Genomic DNA, 24,178 nt, shown 5'->3' on the forward strand with positions numbered 1-24,178 from the left:
TGCGGCTGCGGCCGGACCCGTGGCACAGGCCCCGTGCCGGTGGGGCGCCGCCACGGCCCTGGGCACCCGGCGCGGCGGCCCGACGACGGGGAGTTGCCAGCGCGGCCGGACCCCGACGACGGGGCTAGGCGTAGTACCTCCCCAGCACCTCGTCCTTCAGCTCGTAGAAGGTGCCGTCGTCGATGGCCGCGCGCGCGTCGTCGACCATCCGCACCACGAAGCGCTCGTTGTGGATGGAGATCAACGTAGCCGAGACCATCTCCTTGGCCTTGAACAGGTGGTGGATGTACGCCCGGGTGTAGTGGGTGCAGGTGTAGCAGTCGCATCCGTCGACCAGCGGGGTGAAGTCCCTCTTGAAGCGCGAGTTGGAGAGGTTCCAGCGGCCGTCCGGGGTGTAGAACGCCGAGTTGCGGGCCACGCGTGTGGGGGAGACGCAGTCGAACGTGTCGGCGCCGTTCTCGATGCCCGTGAAGAGGTCGTCCGGTTCGGAGATGCCCAGAAGGTGGCGCGGTTTGTCCTCGGGCAGCTCGTCGCTGCACCAGCCGAGGATCGTCCCGAGGTTCTCCTTCTCGAGGGCGCCTCCGATCCCGAAACCGTCGAAGTTCATGGCCCCGAGGTCCGCGGAGGCCTTCCTGCGGAGGTCCTCGTACTGCGCGCCCTGGATGACGCCGAAGAGGGCCTGGTAGGGGCGGTGGCTGCGCTCGCCCGTGAGCCGCTCGTGCTCGGCGATGCAGCGCAGGGCCCAGAGCCGGGTCCGCTCGAGGGACTCCTCCTGGTAGCCGCGCGAGTTCATGAGGGTGGTGAGCTCGTCGAACGCGAACATGATGTCGGCTCCGAGCTGGTGCTGCACCTGCATCGAGATCTCGGGGGTGAAGCGGTGCCGGTCGCCGTTCAGATGGGACTTGAACCAGACGCCGTCGTCGTCGATGTGCGCGAGGCGCTCCTTGCCGACGGCGATGCGGTCGTCGGCCCCGGCCTTGTCGGCATCCACGGGCACGTCCATGGTGATGACCTTCTTGAACCCGGAGCCGAGGCTCATGACCTGGAACCCGCCGGAGTCGGTGAAGGTGGGGCCGGGCCAGTTCATGAAGGCGCCGAGTCCGCCGGCCTCGTCGAGGATGTCCGCACCGGGCTGCAGGTAGAGGTGGTACGCGTTGGCCAGGAGCGCCTGGGCGCCGAGTTCGGCCATGGCCCCGGGGAGGACCGCCTTCACCGATGCCTTGGTGCCTACGGGGATGAAGGCCGGCGTCCGGATCTCACCGTGCGGGGTGGTGATGGTCCCGGTGCGCCCGTGCCGGTGCCCGCCGTTCCCTGCTCCCGGCGTCGTGTCCTCGAGGCGGTTGGAGACGGAGAAGGAGAACGAGGACTGCTGGGACTGTGGATGCACCACCCTATTTTGCCAGCCCGGAGCAGGCCGCCGGTCCGCGGCGTCAGGCCCCGGTCAGCTGGGCGTTGAGCGACGCGACGGCGGCGAGTTCCGCGGCGATCCGGCGCTCGAGCACCTCACGGCTCAGGGTCTCCGACCCGCCGTGCGCCCGCAGGTACAGCAGGACGCCGATGCGGAGGATCCGCCAGTCGCGTTCGACGTCGATGCTGCCGGCGGCGGAGGCGCGCAGGATCTCCGGGTCGTAGACGTTGGGCTCGTTGAGCTGGCGCTGCCGGTATACCGCGGCGGTCTTGGCGCGCAGCGGGTCCGTCTCGACGTCGTCGGCCGCGCGGATGGCCGCGGAGTACCGGGCCGAGCGCTCCTCGTCGTGGCGGGTGAGGTACGCGGCGATCGCGAGTCCCCCCTCGATCCACTTCCACCGCCCGAAGTTCCCGTCGAACGGGAGTTCCGCGAGCAGGTCGGCGACGGTGAGGGCGGCAGCGGTGTCGCCCTCGTCGATGAACAGCGTGAGGGCGAGCTGCTGGAGGTCCTGGAGGTTGCTGCCGGCCTTGAGGTTGATGCCCCGCGCCAGGCGGGCGGCGATCTCCTGGATGACGCCGCTGTCCGCGTGCGCCTGCGCCATCTGGGCGACGAGCGCCTCCGGCGATCCGTGGTCCGCGGCGACCGCCGAGACGCCGATCTCGGCGTCGGCCGGCTCGACATAGACCATCGATCCGGTGGCGATGGAGATCCGGCGCCCTCCGGCCACGGTCGCGATCACGAGGGCGGGTACTCCGAAGTCGTCGTTCTCGACGGCAACGGCGGTGACCTCCGCCGAATCGTCGCCGTCGGGGAGCGCGAGTACGTTCCCTGCCGCCAGTACCTCTGCCGGAACTGCGCGCAGTCCAGTCCTGTCCAATCTGCCCACCATCATGTACGTCGTGCCAACCTCTGCCAATAGCCCCCCGGATGTCGCCAGCGCTCAGCGCGCCCGTTTCACGATACGGTAACGCGGCGCCCGGCGGGTGCTCCTCCGGCCGGGGTGCGGCTAGCGGCCCCAGCCGGCGTGCGCGAGCGCCTGCCGCAACAGGTCCGCGCGCCCGCCCGAGAACTCCGCCTGGATCGAGGGGCTGAGCGCTTCGGACGGGGTCAGCCAGGACAATTCGAGGGCGTCCTGGCGGGGACTGCACTCGCCGGTCACGGGGATCAGGTACGCGAGGGCGACGGCGTGCTGGCGGTCGTCGGTCAGGCCGGTCTCGGAGGGGGACGGAAAGTACTCCGCGATGGTGAAGGGCACGGGTGACGGCGGGAGCTGCGGGAGGGCGAGCGGGCCGAGATCCTTCTCGAGGTGGCGGAGCAGGGCAGCCCGGATCGTCTCCCGGTACATCACGCGCCCGGAGACGAAGGTCCGCACCATCTCGCCCTGCTCGTTGGCCTGCAGCAGCAGCCCTACCTGGTTGACGTACCCGAGGGCGTCGCACCGGACGGGAATCGCCTCCACGTAGACCATCGGCAGGCGGCGGCGGGCCTCGTACAGGTCATCTTCGGAGAGCCAGCCCGGATTGGGGTCAGGGGTGCGTACGTTCATACCCCCAGTTTTAGCAGACGCTCAGTAGGGGACGGGCCGCACGCGTTCTCCTGAGAATCGCCTGACTTCCGGCCATGCACCGCACGGACATCGAACCAGTCGGCCATGCTGCTGGGATGGTCGGTTCCTGCGGTTGCACTCGATGAGCCGGCCGATTACCTCATTCGGTGGATCAGGAGATCCGAGTACCACGGGCCCGCGCCGACAACCCGAACGAGAGAGACGATTGAGCGTAGACAACCCGTGCGCGGGTAACAGGAATACACCCGTGACCCAAGGAGATCGGGATGTCTGGAAAGAGCCTGATTACCGCCATCGTCGTCACGGCCTTCGCAGCCTTTCCGAGCGCCGCCGGTTGTTCCGCGCTTGCACCGCACGCATCAGCTGCACCGGCACTTGCAGTGCCCACGATGACAGTGGCAGGGTACAGCGTCGACGGCCTGACCTACATCAAGTGGAATGCCAACCGCGCCGCGCTCGGCGACCCCATCGGCAGCAAGGGCTGCGACGCTGTCAGTTGCTCGCAGCGCTTCCAGAAGGGCTACGTGCTCTGGACCCAGAAGACCGGCGCCCAGATGGTGCTCAATTACGCGATCGGCGCGCGGTATTCCGCCGCCGGGTGGACCAGGGGATTCCTGGGTCACCCCACCGGTGACGAATTCAGGCTGACAGTCCGCGGCGGAGCGGTCCAGAATTTCCAGAACGGCTATATCTACTGGTCGCCTGCGACCGGTGCCCGCGTCGTCACCGGTGCCATCAAAGGCTATTACGCGGCGAACCGGTACGAGCGCGGCTTCCTCGGCTACCCCAGATCCGAAGAGATGGCCGTCCCGAACGGCGTCCGGCAGGATTACGAGGGCGGGAAGGTGTACTGGTCGGGCTCCAGCGGCCGGGTGTTCACCACCACGGGCGGTTACATCCAGACCTACTACGAGAACAAGGGCGGCGCACGGTCCTCCCTCGGCCTGCCGACCAGCAACAAGACCGCCTGGCAGGGCGGTTACTACCAGCGTTTCCAGGGTGGCGTAATCACCTGGGGTCCGAACGCTGGTGCCAGGAGCATCGACGCGGGCCACTTCAACACGCTGGCTGTCGACTTCGGCAGGTACGGCTGGCCGACGACGGACACCTGGAAGGATGCCACCGGTACCCACACCCAGTTCCAGAAGGGCATCATCACAACGGGTGCCGCTCCGGCCACTGCACCGCCGGTATCCTCCGTCTACCCGTTCACCGATGTCCGGGCTACCGCGGCGTCGGTGGTGCTCTACGGTGATTCCCAGCTCGACGGCGACTCCTGGAGCGAGCAGGGTGCCCGTGCTCTGGGCTTCACCGACCAGACTTCACACCTGGCTTACGGTGGAATGGGTTACTCGACCTTAAGCTCCTGGGCCGGTGGGACGGGCTGGACCGCGGTTCAGCAGGGGCTGGTTCCCTTCCCGGGAGGGACTCCGGGCTTGGTGCTGGTCACCCTGGGCGGCAACGACGCAACGACATGGAAGACCGATGCACAGGTCATCGCCGACAGCTCAGCCCTGTGGGGCAAGCTGAAACTCATGTACCCGCAGAGCAGGATCGTCATCAACGGTGTCATGTCCCGCAGCGATGATTCGCACGTCCAGCGGCGTCACATCGACGATGTACTGGCAGCCAATGCTGCGAGGGACGGTGTCACCTTCATCTCCGTCGCCGGCCTCGCCAGTACGGCCGCGGCCCAATACCTGGACGATGTCCACCTGGCACAGGCTGGGCACGATGCCGTCGCCATGCTGTACATCCCGAAATTGTCGGCCGCACTCGGTAGGTAATCCGGTCACGACCACGAGGGGAGGTTCCGCGGCCGCTCGCTGATCCGGACCTCCGCGCCCCAGGGAGCGCGGACGCGAAGCGACTGCCCGTGGCTCTCTCCGGCGACCACGGGCCCGAAACCTGCGGCGGTGAGGTCCGCGGCCAGGTCCCGCACATCGCCGTCGTACTCGAAGGCCGGCTCCATCCCGGCGCGCTCCGCGGAGTGGACGGCGACGAGCCCGCCGTTCTTCATGGTGAAGTCGTTCCGTGTGCCGGAGCTGCTCCTCGGTCTGGCGCCCATGTCCTTCAGGACGCGGACCGCGGCGGTGACGTCGGGCGTCTGCCAGAGGGCGAGGACCACCAGGGGCGACGCCGGAGCCCCCGTCTCGCGCGGACCCGCCTCGGCGGGGAGGGAAGCCCCGTCCGGAGCGGGCACCCGGGCGACGAGGCCGTGCTCCCCGGTGAGCTCGACGGGCGTGCCGGCTTCGGCGGTCCTCCGCGCGAATTCCCGCACGTCGCCGACCTCGAACGCGAGGGCCGTGGTGCCGTCCCCGGGGCTGCCGGCCGGACAGGAGCGAAGCGCCAGCCGGCCGCTCCCGGCGTCGAAGACGGCATACGAATCGTTCGGTGCCGGGTCCTGGGCCGCGCTGAGTCCGAGTGCGCGGAGGAATACGGCGCCGTGGGCGAGGTCGGAGGTGGAGACGACGGGACGGACGCGAAGCATCGGTTCTCCTTCGGATGAGGGACGCCCGTCCGTCGCTGCGGACGGGGAGTCGCTGGTAGGGAGTTGCGGACGGGGAGGCGCTGGTAGGGAGCTGTGGACAGGGAGCCACCGGCAGGAGGATACGGACGACCCGTTCCCGGATGGCGCGGGTCGTCCTAGGGTGATTGCATGAAGGCCGAACTTCCCGAACTCCTGCTGCCCGACGCGGCGGCCTGGCGGCACTGGCTCGAGGAGAACCACGACGCCTCGCCCGGCGTCTGGCTGATCGAGCACAAGAAGGGCGGAACGACGACGCTGCTCACGTATGCGCAGGCGGTCGACGAGGCGCTCTGCTTCGGCTGGATCGACGGGCAGGCGCGGGCACGTGACGACGGCAGCTACTTCCAGCGCTTCACACCCCGTGGGCCGCGCAGCATCTGGTCCACCCGTAACCAGGGCCTCGTCGAGCGGCTGCGGGCCGAAGGGCGCATGCGCGCGGCGGGGGAGCGTGCGGTCGCGGCGGCACAGGCCGACGGCCGGTGGGAGCGGGCCTACGCCGGGCCCGCGACGGCCGAGGTCCCGCCCGAGCTGATGGCCGCGATCGAGGCCGACGCCGCCGCGCTCGCCACGTTCCGCACCCTGTCCTCCCAGAACCGCTACGCGCTGATCTTCCGCCTCGCCCAGCTCAAGACGGATGCAGCGAAGGAGCGGAACATCACCAAGTTCGTCGCCATGCTGGCCCGCGGTGAGACCTTCTATCCGCAGGGCAGGAAGCAGGACACTAAGCAGGGCGGGAAGCAGGACACTAAGCAGGGCGGGAAGCAGGACACAGAGCAGGGCGGGAAGCAGGACACTAAGCAGGGCGGGAAGCAGGACACAGAGCAGGGCGGGGAGCGGGACAGGGAGCAGGACGGCTAGCGGCACGCCCTCTCGGCCTCCAGGACCGTCCAGGCCTGGAGTTGGGACGACAGGCTCACCGGTCCCTCCTGCGGCGGCGGAAAGAGGAACACGCCGGGGCCCGCCTGCATCCGGGCCGTCCAGAGCCGCTCAGCGGTGGTCCCGAGCAGGGAGCGGCCGGTAGCGGCTGTGCCCGCGCCGATCCCGGGCGTCGAGACCGCCAGGGCGAGGTAGCGCCCTAGGATCCCGGTGAACAGGCCGCCGTCGCCGCTGGATCCCAACGTCAGTGCGCCGTCGTCGTCCGCTGTGGAGCGGGAGACCGCGTCCACCAGGTCCGCCGCATGCTCCAGGTTCTCCCGGCCGCCGACGGCGACGAGCGCACCGAGCACCGTGCCCTGGTTGTAGGTGTACACCCTCCGGTCGACGACGCCGCCGGCGGATCCGTCCGCCTTCACCCCGTCCAGGTACAGCCCCGTGGCCGGGTCGTGTACGCGGGTGCGGAGCCAGCCGAGCAGTTCCTGCGCCCGGCCGAATTCGCCGGCGCGGGCGAAGAACAGGGCTGCCGGCGCCGTGGTCGCGGTGTTCTTGTAGTCCCTCGTGGTGTTCCAGAAGATGCCGCCGCCGAGCTCGTCCGTGTGCGCCGACCGCAGGGCGTCACCCAGGACGCGCACGCGGCACCGGGGCCGTCGCCGCCCCTCCACCGCGTCGAGGCGCTGGAGGGCCAGGGCGAGCCATGCCATGTCGTCGTAGTAGGAGTTGCGCCAGCGGCCGCCGTTCCGCAGCCAGATACCCCGAGCCAGCTTGCGGGCCTCGGACAGGGCGTTCCCCGCGGGATTCCGGAGGTGCTCGTCCAGCAGGCAATCGAGGAAGTGTGCTTGCCACCAGTAGTGCCAGTGATGCCTGCGACCGTTCGGGGCAGGGAAGGCGATTGCTCCGAGCCTCGTTCCGGGGACGTGCAGGCTCCGTCGGGAGAACAGGTGCCGCACGCTGCGGGCGGCCGACGCAGCGGCCTCGTCGGGAATGGGCATATGACCACCCTAGCCACAGGTCGTGCCCCCCGCGTTGGGCAGGATGCGCAATCGACCGCCGTCCGGGTGCGCAGTGGTCCGCGTCACAGTACGCTGGGCGCGTGGATGGACCAATGGCGGCCTTCCCGCAGTGGAAGGATCAGGCATGGATATCAGGGGAGCAGTAGCCCTCGTCACCGGCGGCGCATCCGGACTCGGCTTCGCCACCGCCCGCAGGCTGTTCGACGACGGCGCCTCGGTGGTACTGGTCGACCTTCCGCAGTCCGCCGGCGCCGATGCGGCAGCCGGCCTCGACCCCGCCGGCACACGCGTCCGCTTCGTCGCCGCCGACGTCGCCGATCCCGCCCAGGTCCAGGCCGCGGTCGCTGCGGCGTCGGAGCTCGGCCCGCTGCGCATCGTGGTGAACTGCGCCGGCATCGCCACGCCGGGGAAGGTCCTGGGGCGCGACGGCGTCCTCCCGCTGGAGCAGTTCGCGCGCGTCATCACCGTCAACCTGGTGGGAACCTTCAACGTCCTCCGGCTCGCCGCCGAGGCCATGGCGGCGACCGGCACGGTCAGCGGGCTCGGCGGATCGGAGGAACGCGGCGTCATCATCAACACCGCCTCCGTCGCCGCCTTCGACGGCCAGATCGGACAGCCCGCCTACTCGGCCTCGAAGGGTGGCGTCGCAGCGATGACACTGCCCCTCGCGCGGGAACTCGCCCGCTCCCTGATCCGCGTCGTGACCATCGCCCCGGGGATCTTCGAGACCCCGATGATGGCCGGGCTGCCGCAGGAGGCCCAGGACTCGCTCGGCGCGCAGGTGCCGCATCCGTCACGCCTCGGCAAGCCCGCGGAATACGCCGCGCTCGCGGCACACATCATCGAGAACCAGATGCTCAACGGCGAGACGATCCGCCTCGACGGCGCCATCCGCATGGCGCCGAAGTAGCCGTTCCACGACCTCCCGGTCTCAACCGAAAGGACGGCTCGATGGAGAGCCAGTTGCCTACCGCCGATCTCCTCGGCTTCGAGTCCCTGCTGGCCGCCCATGAGCGGGAGAAGCTGCAGGACGTCCGGGATTTCCTCGCCAAGGAGGTCTCGCCGCACGCCATCGAGTGGTGGAACCGGGCCGAGTTCCCGTCCGGGATCCTGCCCAAGCTGGCCTCGCTGAACCTGAGTACGCCTGTGCAGCAGGGGTACAGCCACCTGTTCAGCGGCTTCGTGATCGCCGAGCTGACCCGGGCCGACACCTCGATCGCGACGTTCTTCCTGGTCCACCACGACCTCTTCGTCGAGGCCCTCCACATCTTCGGGAGTGAGGAACAGAAGGCCCGCCTCCTGCAGGACGCGATGAACCTCAGGATCACCGGCGCGTTCGCCCTGACCGAGCCGCAGCACGGGTCCGACGTCGCGGGCGGCATGGCCACGACGGCGACGCGCGACGGCGACAGCTGGGTCCTCAACGGGGCGAAGCGGTGGATCGGCAACGGCACGTTCTGCGACTACATGCTGCTGTGGGCGAGGGACACCGCGACAGGGGACGTCCGGGGCTTCATCCTCGACGCCTCGCTGCCCGGGGTGACCCGGACGGCCATCGACAACAAGATCGCGCTGCGGACGGTCCAGAACGCCGACATCACCCTGACGGACGTGCGGATCCCCGAGGCGGACCGCTTCGCCGGCATCGAGTCCTTCGACGACACCCGCCAGCTCCTGCTCGGATCGCGCATCCTCGTCGGCTGGCAGGCCGTGGGGCAGCAACTGGCCGCGTTCGACGTCGCACGGCAGTACGCGGTCGAGCGCCACCAGTTCGGCAGGCCGATCGCAGGCTTCCAGCTCGTCCAGGACCAGCTCGTCACCATGATGGGCAATACGACGGCGAGCCTGGCCGTCATGGCGCGCATCGCGCAGCTGCAGGAGGGCGGGGCGTCCGACATGGTGCAGGCCGCCTTCGCCAAGTCCTTCACGACGGCGCGCATGCGGGAGACGGTCGCGCTCGGGCGGGGCATCCTGGGCGGGAACGGAATCGTGACGGACTACGCCATGGCGAAGATCTTCGCCGATGCCGAGGCCGTCTACACGTACGAGGGGTCGTACGAGATCAACAGCCTGATCGTGGGCCGGGCGCTGACGGGCATCTCCGCCTTCGCCTGACGCGTCCTCTGCCGGCGCCGCGCCGTCGTTCCCGGCTTTTGGCTCTCGAAGAGCGTGTCGGGCGGCAACACGCCGGCGTTCGACCGCGTTGCCGTCAGGACCCAGGAACGACGGCGGAGGGTGCGGCCCGAGCGCCCCGCCCGCGCCGTCGTGCACGCGTTTCAGCGAGGAACTGCGTGTCGGGCGGCGACACGCCGGTGTTCCGGTTCCGTCGCCGGGTGAAGCCGTGCACGACGCCGAAGGAGCCAGCGCCGGGAGGTGTACTGCGGAGCGGCCGCCGCCGTTCCAGGGCTGCGTGCGCCGGCCGGTCCGGTTCACATGGCGGACCGAGTGAGGCCCACGCCACATTACTGGGTAGTATCCCAACAGCAATCCGTCGTATCCAGTGCCGCATACGCCCCGTTTTCCGTGCCCTGAAAGCAGGCTGTTGTGACAGTGCCCCTCGAAGTGTCCCCCGCGCAAGCCGCCGACCAGTTCGGCGAAGCCGCGGGAGATCTCAGTTCCGATCTCCGTGCAGACGTGCGCCGCGTCAGTACCCTGCTCGGCGAATCGCTCGTCCGGCAGCACGGGCAGGATCTCCTCGACCTTGTGGAGCGCGTCCGCCTGCTCACCAAGGAGTCCAAGGAGTCCGGCACCGTCAGCGATGCCGGCGAGCGTGCCGTGCTCGCGGAGCAGGTCCGGGAGCTCCTCGCGGCACTTCCCATCGACCAGGCCACCGAGCTGGTCAGGGCCTTCGCCGCCTACTTCCATCTCGCCAACGCAGCGGAGCAGGTGCACCGCGTCCGCGGACTGCGGACGCGCTCCGAGGAGGACGGCTGGCTCGCGCAGACCGTGTCCCGGGTCGCGGCCGACGCCGGTCCCGGGGCGCTCGCCGATGTCGTCCAGGAGCTCGACGTCCGCCCGGTCTTCACGGCCCACCCCACCGAGGCCTCGCGCCGTTCCGTGCTCGACAAGCTGCGCCGGCTCTCCGACATCCTCGCCGAGGCGACCGCGGAGGGCTCGCAGCAGCGGCGCCGCCAGGACCGCAGGCTCGCCGAGGTCATCGACCTGATCTGGCAGACGGACGAGCTGCGCCAGGTACGGCCCACGCCGATCGACGAGGCTCGCAACGCCATCTACTACCTCGGTGACATCCTGACGACGTCGATGCCCGAGCTGCTCGAGGACCTCTCGGACCTCCTCGCCGAGCACGGCGTCACCCTTCCCGCCGCCGGAGCGCCTGTGAAGTTCGGCTCCTGGATCGGCGGGGACCGCGACGGCAATCCCAACGTCACCGCCGCCGTCACCCGGGAGATCCTGCAGATCCAGAACCAGCAGGCCGTGCGGATCGCGATCCACTTCGTCGATCGGCTGATCTCCTCGCTGTCCTCGTCGACCGCGATCGTCGGAGCGTCCGCCGAGCTGACGGAGTCCATCGAGCGCGACCTCGCCAGCCTCCCGCGCCTCGACAAGCGGATCCTCGAGCTCAACGCTCAGGAGCCGTACCGGCTCAAGCTCACGTGCGTGAAGGCCAAGCTGCTCAACACCGCGACGCGCGTCCAGCACCAGACGGCGCATGAGCCGGGCCGCGACTACAACGACACCGCCCAGGTGCTGACGGACCTCCAGCTGGTCGGGGACTCGCTCCGGCAGCACGCCGCGGGCCTGGCGGCCGACGGCGCCCTCGCCACGGCGTCGCGTGTCATCTCGTCCTTCGGCCTGCACCTGGCCACGCTCGACATCCGTGAGCACGCGGACATGCACCACGACGTCGTCGCGCAGCTGACCGACCGGCTGGGTGAACTGGAGGTGCCCTACCTGGAACTGGACCGGGAGGCCCGCCTGGGCGCGCTCTCCCGCGAACTGGCGTCCCGGCGTCCGCTGGCGACCATCAACCCGCCGCTCGACGACGGCGCCCGCCGGACCTTCGATGTCTTCCGCGAGATCGCCTCGGCGCTGGAGACCTACGGACCCGACGTCATCGAGACGTACATCGTCTCCATGACGCGCGGCGCCGACGACGTCCTCGCCCCCGTGGTGCTCGCACGTGAAGCCGGCCTGGTCGACGTCGTCGGGAACGGCTCCGGTGGCCCGGATTCGGGTGCCTTCGCGAAGATCGGATTCGCCCCGCTGCTCGAGACCGTGGACGAGCTCCGGGTCTCGGCGGAGATCGTCGACACCCTCCTCTCCGACCCGACCTACCGTGAGGTGGTGCGCCTCCGGGGCGACCTGCAGGAGGTCATGCTCGGCTACTCGGATTCCAACAAGGAGTCCGGCGTCGTCACCAGCCTCTGGGAGATCCACAAGACGCAGCGGCGCCTGCGTGACGTCGCGGCGAAGCACGGCGTCCGCCTCCGCCTGTTCCACGGCCGTGGCGGGTCGGTGGGCCGCGGTGGCGGGCCTACCTACGACGCGATCCTCGCGCAGCCCAACGGCGTGCTGGAAGGGGAGATCAAGTTCACCGAGCAGGGCGAGGTCATCAGCGACAAGTACTCGCTGCCGGCCCTGGCCCGCGAGAACCTCGAACTGTCCCTGGCCGCCGTCATGCAGGGTTCGGCGCTGCACCGCACCCCCCGCACGTCCGACGACGACCGCGACCGCTGGGCGGAGGTGATGGAGACGGTCTCCGATGCCGCTTTCACCCGGTACCGCTCCCTGATCGACCACGAGGACCTCCCGGCGTACTTCCTCGCGTCGACGCCGGTGGAACAGCTCGGTTCGCTCAACATCGGGTCGCGTCCCTCGAAGCGGCCGGACTCCGGCAGCGGCCTGGGCGGGCTCCGGGCCATCCCCTGGGTCTTCGGGTGGACCCAGTCCCGGCAGATCGTCCCCGGCTGGTTCGGCGTCGGTTCGGGGCTGCGGGCTGCGCGCGAGGCAGGCCACGAGGGCCTGCTCGCCGAGATGCTCGAGCGCTGGCACTTCTTCCGCACCGTGGTCTCGAACGTCGAGATGACGCTCGCCAAGACGGACCTCGAGATCGCGGCCCACTATGTGGAAGCCCTGGTGCCGGAGGACCTGCAGCACCTCTTCGGCGTGATCCGCGAGGAGTACGAGCTGACCCTCGCGGAGATCCGCCACCTCACGGGCGAGCACGAACTGCTCGACAACCAGCCCGTGCTGAAGCGGTCGCTGGCGGTGCGGGACCAGTACCTCGACCCCATCTCCTACCTGCAGGTCGAACTGCTGCGCCGCGTGCGGGCGGAGGCCGACGGCGGCCGCCCCGACGGGCAGCTCCAGCGGGCCATGCTGATCACCATCAACGGTGTCGCTGCGGGGATGCGCAACACCGGCTGATCCCCGGCGGCGCGTGTCCCTTCCCGACTGAGAGACACGCGCCGCCGGAATACGTGTCGGGACGTGCCGGTTGCCGCCTCTGGAAGCTGACGCCGGCCCTCGGCCGGATCACCTGCGAGGAGGAGCACCATGAAGGCAGTGTTTTACGAGAAGTACGGCGATCCCGACGTCCTGCAGTACGGGGACCAGCCCGATCCGAAGGTGGGGCCGGACTCGGTCCTCGTCGAGGTGCGTGCATCCTCGGTCAACCCGGTGGACTGGAAGATCACCGCTGGCTACCTCGACGCTGCCCTGCCGACCTTCTTCCCGGTGATCCCGGGCTGGGATGTCGCCGGCGTCGTCGTGCAGCCCGGGCCGTCGGTGACGGAGTTCCAGGCCGGTGACGAGGTCATCGGGTACGTCCGCATGGACACCGTCGCGTTCGGCACGTTCGCCGAGCAGGTCGCCGCGCCCGTGCGGGCCCTGGCCCGGAAGCCCCGCAACGTCTCCTGGGCCGAGGCCGCCACCATCCCGCTCGTCGGGCTCACGGCGTATCAGTCGCTCCGGTCCATCGGTGTGGGCGAGGGTGACACGGTCCTGGTGCACAACGGAGCGGGTGGCGTCGGGAACTACGCCATCCAGATCGCGAAGGCGTGGGGAGCGCGGGTCCTGGCGACCGCCTCGGAGAAGAACCACGACTTCCTGCGATCCCTGGGCGCAGAGCCGTTGACCTACGGCGAGGGACTCGCTGACCGCATCGCGGCGGCGGCTCCCGAGGGGCTCGACGCCGTCGTCGACTTCGTGGGCGGCGACGACGTGCCTGCCTCCCTCAAGCACCTGAAGACCTGGGACCGGGTTGCCTCCGTGGTCGATGCAGGGGTCAAGGACAGGGGCGGGCGCTACATCTTCGTCCGGCCGAACCCGGAGGACCTGCTCGCCCTGACCGAACTCGTGGAGGCCGGCAGCGTGAAGCCCGTCCTCGCCGGGACCTTCCCGCTGGAGCGCGCCGCCGATGCCTTCCGCAGCAGCATCGAGGGCCACGTGCGCGGCAAGATCGCCGTCACCGTCGGCGACCAGGGCTGACCGCGCGGAAGAGACGCAGTACCGGAGGCCCGTCCGAGTGACGCATCACTCCAACGGGTTCCCGGGCGCGAGCGCGGAATGCCCGGCCCGCCGCGGCTCAGGAGCGCGAGTCCTCGTAGCCGCCGCCCAGCAGGTCGAGGGGTTCGCGCTTGGCGTCCTCCTCGGCCCGGAGCCAGCGGCGGTAGGCGTGGTCCACGCGGTGCCGGCGCGATCCCGCGGTGATCAGCAGCAGGAAGATGGCCGCAACGGCAGCGAAGGCGATGTCCACCGCGAACGGCTCGCCCAGCACCCGCTCGACGGCGATCCAGAGCAGCCCCCAGGAGGCCGCCGCAGCCACGGAGAGGCGTCCCCGGTCCGTGGAGCAGATGACCGCGGCAGTCAGGAGGACCGCGAGGATGCCGAGGATCGCCCACGTGCTGCCCTTCCAGCCGAACAGGTCGGTGTTCCTGTCCGTGAGGAACGCCGCCGCGTTGGCCGCGGCGGCCACGAGCACCCACCCGAGGTAGAGGCCGATCGGCGTATCCACGAGGGCGCCTTCGAGGCGCGTCTCGGTCGGGTGGTCGTTCAGGGTGCGGACGGCCGACACCAGGGCGACGAGCAGCAGCAGGATGACCAGGAGGCTGAGGGCCAGGCGGTTCGCCTGGGCGCTGAGGATCCAGGCGAGGTTTAGGAGCATCGAGGCCGCGACCGCCCAGCCGAGCCGCCGTTGGCGCTCGCTCATCCGCTGCGAGGGCAGCCACTGGAAGGTCGTGTAGGCCATGAGCCCCGCGTAGATGACGCTCCAGATCGAGAAGGCCGACGACGACGGCGCGAGCAGCGTCGCGTCCGGAGCGAAGAGGCCGCCGGCGGCGTCGCGGATGGACGGGCCGCCGAAGGCCCCGACGCCTGCCGCAGACCCGAGGATGCAGGCCGCCGCGCTCAGGGTCACGGCGGACTGCCGCACCGTGTCCGGGTGCCAGGACCCGACGTGGCGGACCGTGGCCGTGCTGCCCCGGCGGATCGCCGTTCCCGTCACGCGCGCCGCGGCGTTCGCCCTGTCGGCCGCGAGGCGGAGCCGCTCACTCCGGGCCGCCGCGAGACGGAGCCGCTTACTGCGGAGGGCCACGAGACGGAGCCTGTCACTCCCGGCCGCGCGGAGACGCCCACCGCGGCCGGCCCCGGGGCGGCCAGGGCCCGACGCGCCCTCGCCCCGGCCGACGCCGGCGCCGCTTCCCCCGGAGGGGAGGCCCCCGTTCGCAGCGCCCGGCGCCGCCGTCCGGCCGGCTCCCGTGCTCGCGGCGGTCGCCGCGTCGGAGCGCACTCCGGCTGCTGCGCCCCCGGTCGTCCCGGGGGCGGCGGGCTGCGCGGCCTTCAACCGGTCGAGGACGCTCGTCGTCGGGGTGGAGGCAGGAGCCCCACCGGCGATCATCGGCGGACCGGCCGGCCTGTCAGGAAGCCTGGGGCCCGGGTTGTTCGGGGTGCTCATGCGCTTTTCTGGCCTTCCGGTGTTTCTTGAGGGCGAGGACTGCCGCCGTGATGGCTCCCACCAGCGTACCCACAGCCATTCCGAGCAGAGCGCTGACCCCCGCAGGGAAGCCGGTGGACGCCCCGGCGACGAAACCGAGACCGACCAGCCAGGCGGTCCACAGGACACCTCCGGCCGCCGCGGCGAGCATGAACGGGCGCAGCGGAAGCTCGGCGATGCCCGCGGCCGCCACGCTCGCGGTCCGGCCACCGGGAAGGAAACGGACGGCGACGACGGCCGCGTACGTGGGTGAGGTGCCGGCCTTCTCGATGGTGTTGCGCAACCCGCGATGGATGGCGCGGCCCCACCGGAACCGGTCGAGGAGGTGCGTCAGCTTGCGCCGGAACAGCAGGAAGATGGCGACGTCGCCGATCCAGCTGCCCGCGAACACGACGACGATCACGAACGGAAGGAGCACGATGCCGTGGGCCGCCATGGTGCCGGCGCCGATCACCAGGAGTTCGGAGGGCACCACGGGAGCCACCACGTCGACGAAGATGACGGCGAACATGACGAGGAGGTAGAGCGGTGCTGGGATGTCCGTACCGGGCAGGTCCACCCTGCAAATCTACCGTCCGGACACCGGAAATCCCGGGGGCCGGACGATAATCGGGTGAAGGTCAGGCGAACTCGGCGAGCGTGAGGCCCGACTCGAAACTCCGGTCCGTACCGTCCACGGGGTCGGTGAAGGCGATGCTGTGCGCCAGGAGCTGCAAGGCTTTGGCGTAATCGTCCGGGGCCTGCGGGTGGAGGACGGGGTAGAACGGGTCGTTGAGTATCCCGAGTCCGAGTGATGCCATGTGCAGCCGAAGCTGGTGGGTCTTGCCCGTGTGCGGCTGGAGCCGGTACAGGCCCCGGTCGCCGCGCTGGTCGAGCAGACTGACGGTGGTGTGCGTGTTCGGGGGGCCCTCCACCTCCTGCGCCAGCAGGTAGGTCCGCGACTTGACGATCCGGCTCCGCACGTCGAGGGACGCGGCGTCGAGCCCCAGGTCCGGGCGCACGGGTGCGACCGCCCGGTACTCCTTGCGGATGCGCCGGTTCTCGAAGAGGAGCTGGTACGCGCCGCGCGTCCCCGGATCGACGGAGAACATGAGGATGCCCGCCGTCATCCGGTCGAGGCGGTGCATGGGGATGAGGTCCGGGAGATCCAGCTCCACCCGCAGCCGCACCAGGGCCGATTCCGCCACGTACATGCCGCCTGGCGTGGTGGGCAGGAAGTGCGGCTTGTCGACGACGAGCAGGTGATCGTCCTGGTACAGGACGGACAGCTCGACGGGCAGGCGTTCCTCCACCGGAAGTTCCCGGTAGTACCAGACGAAGGTGTGCTCGCCGAGGGGAGTGGACCGTGTGAGGACCTCCCCGCCGAGTGCGACCACCTCGCCGCGGTCGAAGCGCTCGCCGATGCCCTCCGGATCCACGTGGTCGAAGCGGTCGAGGATGTACTCCAGGGCGGTGCCCCAGGGGCCCTCGGAGGGGAGGCGGAGGCGCGTCGCGTTGACCCCGTTGCGCACGGGCAGGGGGGACTTCATCGCCATCAGCGCATCACCGGTCGGATTCCGTCCACTCAGTCAGGGTAGGCCGCTCCTGCCGGGGCTTCCAATCGGGGCTGGCAGTGCGGGCAGTAGTACAGCTCCCGGAGTTCGGTGTCCTTGTCCCCGAGCTGCTCGAGCGCCACCGGCGTACCGCAGCGCAGGCATCCCCGCCGGGTGCGGCCGTAGACCCAGAGGGTGTCGCCGCGCAGCCGGCCGGTGGTGGCCCTCGTGCTGCGCGCCTTGTTCGCTTCGAGGAGCTTCTTCGACAGTTCGACCATGCGCGGGAGGTTGGGTACCTCACCCACCGGGGTGAGCGGGTGGACGCCCGCGAGGAAGCACAGTTCGCACCGGTACACGTTGCCGATCCCGGCGAGGTTCCGCTGGTCCAGCAGGGCCAGGCCGATCGGCCGGTCCGGCTGCTCGAGCAACCGGCGCAGCGCCTCGTCCGGGTCCCAGTCGGGCCCGAGGAGGTCCGGGCCCAGGTACCCGACGGCGTCCTCTTCCTCGGATCGTGGGATCACGCGCAGGAACCCGAGTTCGAAGCCCACGACGACGGCGTCGTCCGTCTCGAGGATGCAGCGGGCCTTGAACGCGGGCCTGCGCCATTTCTCCCCGTGCGCGTAGACGTGCCAGAGCCCTTCCATCTTCAGGTGCGAGTGGATGTCCCAGCCGTCGTCGCCCCCGCCGCGGATGAGCAGGTGCTTGCCGCGGGCGACGGCCTCCTGGACGGTGTCGCCGGTGAAGTCCACGGTCGCGAAGCGCGGCACGCGGATGTCGCAGCGCGTGAGGACCTTCCCGGCGAGGGCGCTGTGCAGTTCGCGGGCTGCACGCCAGACGGTGTCCCCCTCAGGCACGGATCCTCAGCCCCCTCGGCGTCGTGTAGAACCCGGCGTCCGCGAGGGCACGTCCGATGTCCGTGTCCAGGATCTCGCCGCCGTTGACCTTCTCCACGGCCATCTTGTCCGCCGCCCCCCGGCGGATGACCGTGACCAGGGCGAGCGCGGCGGCCCGCAGGACGTCGGCGTCCTCCGTGAACGTCAGGAGCGTCTTCCCGCCGCGCTCCACGTACAGGGCGAGTGCCCCGTCGACGAGCACCACGAGGGCGCCCGCCTTCCGCCCGGCGCGGTGCCCGCCCTCGGCCTGCGGCCAGTTGAGCGCCGCACCGTAGGGATTCGCCGGGTCCGTCGCTGCCAGTGCCACGGCCTTCAGGGGCGGGGTTTCACCGCCGAGGACGTCCTGCGCGGTGGGCAGCTGGTTGTCCGCGCTGAAGGAGCGCAGGCGGTCGACCGTCGCGGGCACGGCGAACTGCGCCGCGCCGAGGTGCTCGATGAAGTAGCCGCGGCGGCACCGGCCCATCTCCTCGAGCCGGGCCAGCACCTTGTACATGAGGCCGAAGCCGCCGGGGATGCCCTCGTTGCCGACGGCGCCGCGCGTGACCACGCCGTAGCGGTCGAGCAGCAGCTCCGCCGTGGCGTGGGCGTGCAGCGTCGTCTCGGCCTCCACGGCGGGCAGCATGTTCCAGCGGCCGGCGGCCAGGGGAGGGGTTGCACGCTGGTAGCCTCCGCTTCCGGCGTCGTCCCCGGCAGCGCTCAGCCGCATCGACGCTCCCGTGAGCGACTTGCCCGGCGCGCGGCCCAGCCGTCCTGCCCGCGACGTGCGTGCGCGTGCCGGTGCGGGCCGTTGCTTGTGCGCGGTCTTGCCGTTGGCGAGGAGCGAGCGCACCGGCGTGAACGTGTCGTTGCTGATCCGGCCCGCCCACACCAGGTCCCAGAGGGCGGTCACCACCGCGGTGTCCGAGGGCGCCTCCTGCACGTCGAGCAGGTTGGTCAGCTGGCGCAGGAAGTAGCCGCCGCCCCCGGCGAGCAGGTCGAGCAGCGCCGTGTGCAGCGAGGACGGCTCGAACGCGGGGTCGGGCCGCAGCGTCAGCGGGGCGTTCTCCGCCAGGTGCAGCGCGATCCACCCGTCATTGCCCGCCAGCGAGCCCGCGCCGGACCAGAGAACCTCGCCCGTCGCGGTCAGCTCGTCGAGCATCGCCGGGGCATAGTTGGCCACGCGCTGCGCGAGGATCAGCGGCTCCCACGCGGAGGCGGGGATCGGCACGCCGGACAGCTGGTCGATGACGGTGACCACCCCGTCGAGGCCCCGAAGCCCCGAGCCGATGTGCTGCCAGGCCGGCAGGAACCGGCCGTAGGCCGTGGGGTCCACCGGTTCCACCTCCTGCCGCAGTGCGGCGAGGGAGCGACGGCGCAACCGGCGGAGCACCTCGACGTCGCACCATTCGCTGGAGGCGGGAGCGTGCACGGTGATGGTGCCAGGAGCCGCTCCGGACGCCTCGGAGATATCGAGCACGGGGACCGATTCCGCCGGCCGGAATTCGCCCTCGACCACACGCCCGGCACCTGCGAGGCGCTGCAGTGAACCTGCGACGACGGCCACCCCGAGGCCCAGGTGCGACGCCGCTTCCGCCGCCGTGAACGGCCCGTGCGTGCGGGCGTACCGTCCCACGAGGTCCCCGAGGGGATCGGCCACGGGTTCGATGAACGCCAGGGGGATGCCCATAGGCAGCGGGACGCCCAGCGCATCGCGCAGCCGCGCGGCATCCTCGACGGCGGAGACGCGCTCCACGCCCGCGATGTGCACCGTCAGGGCGCGGTTGGCCCGGACCAGCGCGGCGACGTGCTGCCGGACGACGTCGGCGGACGCACGCCCGGGGCCAGGAACAGCGACCTCGCCGGCAGGAGCATCGCCGGAAGGAGAATCGCCGGCAGGGGCTTCGAGCCGCCGGGAGATCTCGTCGACCGTCAGCGGTCCGAGCAGCCGCAGCAGATCGGCGACGCCCTCGAGCCCGCGCGCCAGGCGGTCCGGCTTGAGGCGCTGCAGTTCCAGCTCGGTATCGGCGATGACCTGCGCGTCCAGCAGTTCCCGCAGCTCGGCGCGGCCGAGCAGCTCGTTGAGGAGGGTCGGGTCCAGTGAGAGGGCGGCGGCCCTGCGCTCCGCCAGCGGGGAATCGCCCTCGTAGAGGAAGGACGCGACGTAGCCGAACAGCATGGACCGTGCGAACGGGGAGGGCTGCTGCGTGGTGACCTCGACGATGCGCAGCTCCCGGCGCTCAAGCGATGCCGCGATGTCCTTCAGCGCGGGGAGGTCGTAGACGTCCTGCAGGCATTCGCGCACCGTCTCGAGGACGATCGGGAACGTGGGGTACTTCTTGGCGACGTCGAGCAGCTGCGCCGAGCGCTGGCGCTGCTGCCAGAGCGGCGTCCGCTTGCTCGGGTTCTGGCGCGGGAGCAGCAGGGCCCGCGCCGCGCATTCGCGGAACCGTGAGGCGAAGAGCGCCGATCCGCCGACCTCCGCGGTGACGATGCCGTCGAGCTCCTCCGCGTCGAAGAGGAAGAGGTCGGCACCGGGGGGCTCGTCGTCCATGAGGGGCACACGGAGCACGATGCCGTCGTCGGAGGCCATCGCCGAGCCGTCCATCCCGTAGCGCTGCTCCAGCCTGGCTCCGACGGCGAGCGCCCAGGGCGCGTGCACCGGCATGCCGAACGGGCTGTGCAGGACCACGCGCCAGTCGCCGAGCTCGTCGTGGAAACGCTCGACGACGAGCGTCCGGTCGCTCGGAACGACTTCCGTGGCCTCGCGCTGCTCCGTCAGGTAGGTGATCAGGTTGCCGGAGGCCCAGGCGTCGAGCCCGATCCTCGCGCAGCGTTCCTGGGCCTTCTCCGGGGTGGCCCCGGACATCTCGCGCACGAAGGCGCCGAGGGCCCTGCCGAGTTCGACGGGCCGGCCGAGGGAGTCGCCCTTCCAGAACGGGAGCTTGCCCGGCTGTCCGAACGCGGGGGAGACCAGCACGCGGTCGTGCGTGATCTCCTCGATGCGCCAGCTCGTGGCCCCGAGCGCGAAGACGTCTCCCACGCGGGATTCGTACACCATCTCCTCGTCCAGTTCACCGACGCGGCGGCCTCCGGCGCGGGGTCCCTCGCCCTCGGAGCCGACGAGGAACACCCCGAAGAGGCCCCGGTCGGGGATGGTGCCGCCGGAGGTGACCGCCAGCCGCTGCGCACCGGGGCGGCCCGTGATGGTGCCCTCGACGCGGTCCCAGATGATGCGGGGCCGCAGCTCGGCGAACTCGTCGGACGGGTACCGCCCGGCGAGGAGGTCGAGGGTCGCGTCGAACGCGGAGCGCGGCAGGGTGGCGAACGGCGCGGAGGTCCGCACGACGTCGAACCATTCCTCGACGTCGATGGTGCCGAGCGCCGCGGCCGCGACGGTCTGCTGGGCCAGGATGTCGAGCGGGTTGGTGGGGATATACAGGGGTTCGATCTGCCCCGCGAGCATGCGCTCCACCGTGACGGTGGTGTTGACGAGGTCCCCGCGGTGCTTGGGGAAGAGGACGCCCTGCGACACCTCGCCCACCTGGTGCCCGGCCCGGCCGACGCGCTGCAGGCCGCTGGCCACGGAGTGCGGCGACTCGACCTGCACGACGAGGTCCACGGCACCCATGTCGATCCCGAGTTCCAGCGAGCTCGTGGCGACGACGCAGCGCAGGCGCCCCGACTTGAGGTCGTCCTCGATGAGGGCGCGCTGGTCCTTCGAGACGGAACCGTGGTGGGCCCGGGCGAGGAGCGGCTCGGCGCCGGTGGTCTGCCCGGCCTGCGCCATCATCTGCGCGGGCGTCGCGGTGGTGTGGGCGAACGACGGCGCGGCCCCGGCAGGCTCGACAGCGGCCGGTTCGCCACCTGCGGCCCACACGGCCTCGCGTTCGAGCCGTTCGGCGTGGATCTCGTTCAGCCGCGCCGTCAGGCGTTCCGCGAGCCGCCGGGAGTTGGCGAACACGATCGTCGACCGGTTCTGCTCGATGAGGTCGACGATCTTCTCCTCGACGTGCGGCCAGATGCTCGCCTGGGGCACGGCGTCGCCGTCGTCGTCGGTGTTGGCGGCCGCCCCGCCGAGCTCCGTCATGTCCTCCACCGGCACGGTGACCGTGAGGTCCCACTGCTTCCTGGAGGGCGGGGCCACAATCTCGACCGGGGCGTTGCCCGAGAGGAACCGGGCCACTGTCTCCTTCGGCTCCACCGTCGCGGAGAGGCCGATACGCTGCACGGGCTTCTCGAGCAGCGCATCGAGGCGCGCCAGCGACACGGCGAGGTGGGCCCCACGCTTGGTGCCCGCGACGGCGTGGACCTCGTCGATGATGACCGTGTCCACCTCCAGGAGCGTCTCGCGCGCCTTGGAGGTGAGCATGAGGAACAGCGACTCGGGAGTGGTGATGAGGATGTCCGGCGGCCGCGTGAGCATGGCACGGCGCTCGGCCTGCGGAGTGTCGCCGGACCGCACTCCCACGGTGATGCTCGGCGCCGGGAGGCCGAGGCGCTTCGCGGTCTGAGTGATGCCGATCAGCGGAGCCCGGAGGTTCCGCTCGACGTCGACGCCCAGCGCCTTCAGGGGGGAGATGTACAGCACGCGGGTGCTGCGCTTCGGCGCAGCCGCCTTGCGTCCCTTCGCCGGCGCTGCGGGCTCCGGGCCGTCCGGGTCGTTGCCGCCCTCGCCCGAGGCGATCAGCCGGTCCAGGGCCCAGAGGAAGGCCGCGAGCGTCTTGCCGGACCCGGTGGGCGCGACGACGAGCGCGTTCGAGCCTGCGGAGATGGCCCTCCAGGCGCCTTCCTGGGCAGGGGTGGGCTCGGAGAAGGCCCCCGCGAACCATTCAGAGGTTGCGGGAGTGAACCTCGTCAGCACCTGCGTCACTCCCTCATCATGCCCCAGCCCACCGACACTTGATCCCCGTCCCGGACCCGGGAGGTGCGAAGGGAGGTGCATGGGAGGTGCACAGGGAGGTGCACGGGCATGCTTCCAGGGACGCGGACGGCGGAGGCACGCGCAGGCGCACCGGGAGCAGGTAGAGGAGCAGGCCGCCCCCGCGAGGGCCGGGTGAGGCTAGGAGGCGGGCTGCAGTGTCCCGACGGTCATCAGGACGATCGACGTCGCCGAGCAGGCCGGGATCGCCTGCGGCAGGACGAGCGAGTCGGTGGCTCCCGGAGGGTAGACCCGGAGTCCGGCGGCCGGCGTGATGCCGCAGTCGGAGCCGTAGTTCTGTGCGTTGGTCTGCCGGAGGGTCGTCGTGACGGACCCTCCCGGAGCGAGCGTCACCGGGGCGGCCGCCGAGCCGTCGCGGTCCGCGGCGGCACCGATCTGGATGCCCGCCGCATCGACGAAGGACACCCCGGGGTAGCCGTCGACGACGCACTCCTGGTCGGAGGCATTGGTCAGCACGAGGGTCCGGTAGACGCTGCCCGCCGCACCGCCACCGGGCTGGTCCTGAACCGCGCCGGCCAGCTGGGCCGCGGAGCAGATCCCGGCAGTGGCAGGGGGAGAAGCGGGAGCGCTGGGGGAGGGCGACGTCGCCGCACCCGTCGGCTCGCCCGCCGGCTCGGACACCGGAGCGGACGCCGACTCGGACGCCGCCGACGATGCCGGCTCAGACGCCGGCTCGGACGCCGCCGGCGATGCGGAGGCGCCGGCAGAAGCAGGATCCGGCGTCGCCGGGGAGGTGGCGCCCGGCTCCGTCGTCGGTGCCTGGCTCATCGGTGCCGTGCTCACCGCCGGGGTCGCCGCGGACGGCGAGGCAGAGCCGGCCGGCTCGAACAGCGCGCAGCCGCTCAGCGCGACAAGGGCTCCGGTGGCCGCAACGGCCGTGATCCAAGGTTTGCTCCCCAGCAGATTAGTCATGGCCTCACCCTATGTCCGGCGCTCTCCGCGTCCGGCAGGCGGACCGTGGCGTACCACGATCGTTATCGGCGGGGCTTCACTCGTGGTGGTACGAGCGGCCACCGGCTATCTCCTGAGCCCGGTACACCTGTTCGGCGAGGATGAGGCGCACGAGCTGGTGCGGGAACACCAGCGGTGACAGGGACCAGACGAAGTCCGCCCGCTGGTGCACCTGATCGTCCACGCCGTAGGCGCCGCCGATGATCACCGTGACGCTGCGGGACGCTTCGAGCGGTCGCAGCAGGGTGCGGGACAGCGTCGGGGAATCGATGGCCTTGCCGCGCTCGTCGAGCAGCACCACGAAGTCGTTCCCGAGCCGGGCGAGGAGCCGCTCGGACTCCTCCTTGCGGGCGGCGTCGTGCTCCCGGGCCGAATGAGCGATCAGCTGCCAGGACAGGTCGAACGGCTTCTTAAGCCGCTTCGCGTAGCGCTCGATCCCCTCCGACACCCAGCTTTCGTGCTTGCGGCCCACTGCGAGCACCCGGATTGCCATGTCCTCAGGGTATCGCGGGGTTCTCACCCCACTAAGAGCGGGGTGC

At 70.7% G+C, this 24,178-nt stretch carries 18 protein-coding genes; 6 read left to right on the plus strand and 12 right to left on the minus strand.

Going from position 1 to position 24,178, the window contains the following annotated elements:
• Positions 1-124 precede the first annotated feature (124 nt).
• The 3 genes from tgt to ACX80I_RS14985 form a co-directional block, all read right to left on the minus strand.
• Positions 125-1,387, minus strand: a complete 1,263-nt coding sequence (tgt, locus tag ACX80I_RS14975) for a tRNA guanosine(34) transglycosylase Tgt (protein WP_459345907.1) — start codon at positions 1,385-1,387, stop codon at positions 125-127.
• 43 nt (positions 1,388-1,430) lie between these two features.
• Positions 1,431-2,294, minus strand: a complete 864-nt coding sequence (locus ACX80I_RS14980; protein WP_459345974.1) for a DUF6707 family protein — start codon at positions 2,292-2,294, stop codon at positions 1,431-1,433.
• A gap of 120 nt (positions 2,295-2,414) precedes the next feature.
• Entirely contained in the window at positions 2,415-2,954 is a 540-nt protein-coding gene (locus ACX80I_RS14985) for an NUDIX hydrolase family protein (protein WP_087072867.1), read from the minus strand.
• 287 nt (positions 2,955-3,241) lie between these two features.
• On the opposite strand from ACX80I_RS14985, the gene ACX80I_RS14990 reads away from it, so the two are divergent.
• Positions 3,242-4,762 (plus strand): GDSL-type esterase/lipase family protein, encoded by a 1,521-nt coding sequence (locus tag ACX80I_RS14990; protein WP_459345908.1) that lies wholly within the window; start codon positions 3,242-3,244, stop codon positions 4,760-4,762.
• A 5-nt stretch (positions 4,763-4,767) separates the two neighbouring features.
• On the opposite strand, the gene ACX80I_RS14995 is transcribed toward ACX80I_RS14990, so the two are convergent.
• On the minus strand, positions 4,768-5,466 hold the full coding sequence (locus tag ACX80I_RS14995; RefSeq protein ID WP_459345909.1) for a VOC family protein: 699 nt from the start codon (positions 5,464-5,466) through the stop codon (positions 4,768-4,770).
• A gap of 168 nt (positions 5,467-5,634) precedes the next feature.
• Between ACX80I_RS14995 and ACX80I_RS15000 the strand changes: the two genes are divergently transcribed.
• The gene (locus ACX80I_RS15000) at positions 5,635-6,363 is read left to right on the plus strand and encodes a YdeI/OmpD-associated family protein (RefSeq protein WP_459345910.1); all 729 of its coding nucleotides are present in this window, start codon (positions 5,635-5,637) and stop codon (positions 6,361-6,363) included.
• On the opposite strand, the gene ACX80I_RS15005 is transcribed toward ACX80I_RS15000, so the two are convergent.
• Entirely contained in the window at positions 6,360-7,370 is a 1,011-nt protein-coding gene (locus ACX80I_RS15005; protein WP_459345911.1) for a glycoside hydrolase family 76 protein, read from the minus strand. The genes ACX80I_RS15000 and ACX80I_RS15005 overlap by 4 nt on opposite strands.
• Positions 7,371-7,515: 145 nt before the next feature.
• Here ACX80I_RS15005 and ACX80I_RS15010 point away from each other — a divergent pair, with 145 nt between their 5' ends.
• From ACX80I_RS15010 to ACX80I_RS15025, 4 genes are all read left to right on the plus strand, one after another.
• Complete coding sequence (locus ACX80I_RS15010) at positions 7,516-8,301, plus strand: SDR family NAD(P)-dependent oxidoreductase (RefSeq protein WP_459345912.1); 786 nt, start codon at positions 7,516-7,518, stop codon at positions 8,299-8,301.
• A 41-nt stretch (positions 8,302-8,342) separates the two neighbouring features.
• Positions 8,343-9,506 (plus strand): acyl-CoA dehydrogenase family protein, encoded by a 1,164-nt coding sequence (locus ACX80I_RS15015; protein WP_459345913.1) that lies wholly within the window; start codon positions 8,343-8,345, stop codon positions 9,504-9,506.
• A 435-nt stretch (positions 9,507-9,941) separates the two neighbouring features.
• Positions 9,942-12,779 carry a phosphoenolpyruvate carboxylase gene (gene ppc / locus ACX80I_RS15020; protein ID WP_459345975.1) on the plus strand — a complete coding sequence of 946 codons (2,838 nt, stop codon included), beginning with the start codon at positions 9,942-9,944 and terminating at the stop codon, positions 12,777-12,779.
• Positions 12,780-12,908: 129 nt separating this feature from the next.
• Positions 12,909-13,841 carry an NADP-dependent oxidoreductase gene (locus ACX80I_RS15025; RefSeq protein ID WP_459345914.1) on the plus strand — a complete coding sequence of 311 codons (933 nt, stop codon included), beginning with the start codon at positions 12,909-12,911 and terminating at the stop codon, positions 13,839-13,841.
• Between the two features lie 97 nt (positions 13,842-13,938).
• Here ACX80I_RS15025 and ACX80I_RS15030 read toward each other — a convergent pair whose 3' ends face one another.
• From ACX80I_RS15030 to ACX80I_RS15060, 7 genes are all read right to left on the minus strand, one after another.
• The gene (locus ACX80I_RS15030) at positions 13,939-15,306 is read right to left on the minus strand and encodes a TspO-related membrane protein (RefSeq protein WP_459345915.1); all 1,368 of its coding nucleotides are present in this window, start codon (positions 15,304-15,306) and stop codon (positions 13,939-13,941) included.
• The gene (locus ACX80I_RS15035) at positions 15,269-15,904 is read right to left on the minus strand and encodes a DedA family protein (RefSeq protein WP_459345916.1); all 636 of its coding nucleotides are present in this window, start codon (positions 15,902-15,904) and stop codon (positions 15,269-15,271) included. Before ACX80I_RS15035 ends, ACX80I_RS15030 begins: the two co-directional genes overlap by 38 nt.
• 61 nt (positions 15,905-15,965) lie before the next feature.
• Complete coding sequence (locus ACX80I_RS15040) at positions 15,966-16,874, minus strand: RluA family pseudouridine synthase (RefSeq protein WP_459345976.1); 909 nt, start codon at positions 16,872-16,874, stop codon at positions 15,966-15,968.
• Between the two features lie 35 nt (positions 16,875-16,909).
• On the minus strand, positions 16,910-17,731 hold the full coding sequence (locus ACX80I_RS15045; protein WP_459345917.1) for an Fpg/Nei family DNA glycosylase: 822 nt from the start codon (positions 17,729-17,731) through the stop codon (positions 16,910-16,912).
• A complete protein-coding gene (locus ACX80I_RS15050; RefSeq protein WP_459345918.1) occupies positions 17,724-22,619 on the minus strand; it encodes an ATP-dependent helicase in 4,896 nt (1,631 codons plus the stop codon). The genes ACX80I_RS15045 and ACX80I_RS15050 overlap by 8 nt, the downstream gene beginning before the upstream one ends.
• A gap of 189 nt (positions 22,620-22,808) precedes the next feature.
• The gene (locus ACX80I_RS15055) at positions 22,809-23,600 is read right to left on the minus strand and encodes a DUF4232 domain-containing protein (protein ID WP_459345919.1); all 792 of its coding nucleotides are present in this window, start codon (positions 23,598-23,600) and stop codon (positions 22,809-22,811) included.
• A 76-nt stretch (positions 23,601-23,676) separates the two neighbouring features.
• Complete coding sequence (locus tag ACX80I_RS15060) at positions 23,677-24,132, minus strand: 23S rRNA (pseudouridine(1915)-N(3))-methyltransferase RlmH (RefSeq protein WP_459345920.1); 456 nt, start codon at positions 24,130-24,132, stop codon at positions 23,677-23,679.
• Positions 24,133-24,178: the final 46 nt, after the last annotated feature.

The organism is Arthrobacter rhamnosi, assembly GCF_054510855.1.

Bases quoted from the DNA above. Each gene is read 5' to 3' on its own strand.
- ACX80I_RS14995 (WP_459345909.1), bottom strand. From the start codon at position 5,466: ATGCTTCGCGTCCGTCCCGTCGTCTCCACCTCCGACCTCGCCCACGGC.
- ACX80I_RS14990 (WP_459345908.1), top strand. From the start codon at position 3,242: ATGTCTGGAAAGAGCCTGATTACCGCCATCGTCGTCACGGCCTTCGCA.
- ACX80I_RS14985 (WP_087072867.1), bottom strand. From the start codon at position 2,954: ATGAACGTACGCACCCCTGACCCCAATCCGGGCTGGCTCTCCGAAGAT.
- ACX80I_RS15060 (WP_459345920.1), bottom strand. From the start codon at position 24,132: ATGGCAATCCGGGTGCTCGCAGTGGGCCGCAAGCACGAAAGCTGGGTG.
- ACX80I_RS15055 (WP_459345919.1), bottom strand. From the start codon at position 23,600: ATGACTAATCTGCTGGGGAGCAAACCTTGGATCACGGCCGTTGCGGCC.
- ACX80I_RS15025 (WP_459345914.1), top strand. From the start codon at position 12,909: ATGAAGGCAGTGTTTTACGAGAAGTACGGCGATCCCGACGTCCTGCAG.
- ACX80I_RS15040 (WP_459345976.1), bottom strand. From the start codon at position 16,874: ATGAAGTCCCCCCTGCCCGTGCGCAACGGGGTCAACGCGACGCGCCTC.
- ACX80I_RS15030 (WP_459345915.1), bottom strand. From the start codon at position 15,306: ATGAGCACCCCGAACAACCCGGGCCCCAGGCTTCCTGACAGGCCGGCC.
- ACX80I_RS15005 (WP_459345911.1), bottom strand. From the start codon at position 7,370: ATGCCCATTCCCGACGAGGCCGCTGCGTCGGCCGCCCGCAGCGTGCGG.
- ACX80I_RS15000 (WP_459345910.1), top strand. From the start codon at position 5,635: ATGAAGGCCGAACTTCCCGAACTCCTGCTGCCCGACGCGGCGGCCTGG.
- ACX80I_RS15015 (WP_459345913.1), top strand. From the start codon at position 8,343: ATGGAGAGCCAGTTGCCTACCGCCGATCTCCTCGGCTTCGAGTCCCTG.
- ACX80I_RS15010 (WP_459345912.1), top strand. From the start codon at position 7,516: ATGGATATCAGGGGAGCAGTAGCCCTCGTCACCGGCGGCGCATCCGGA.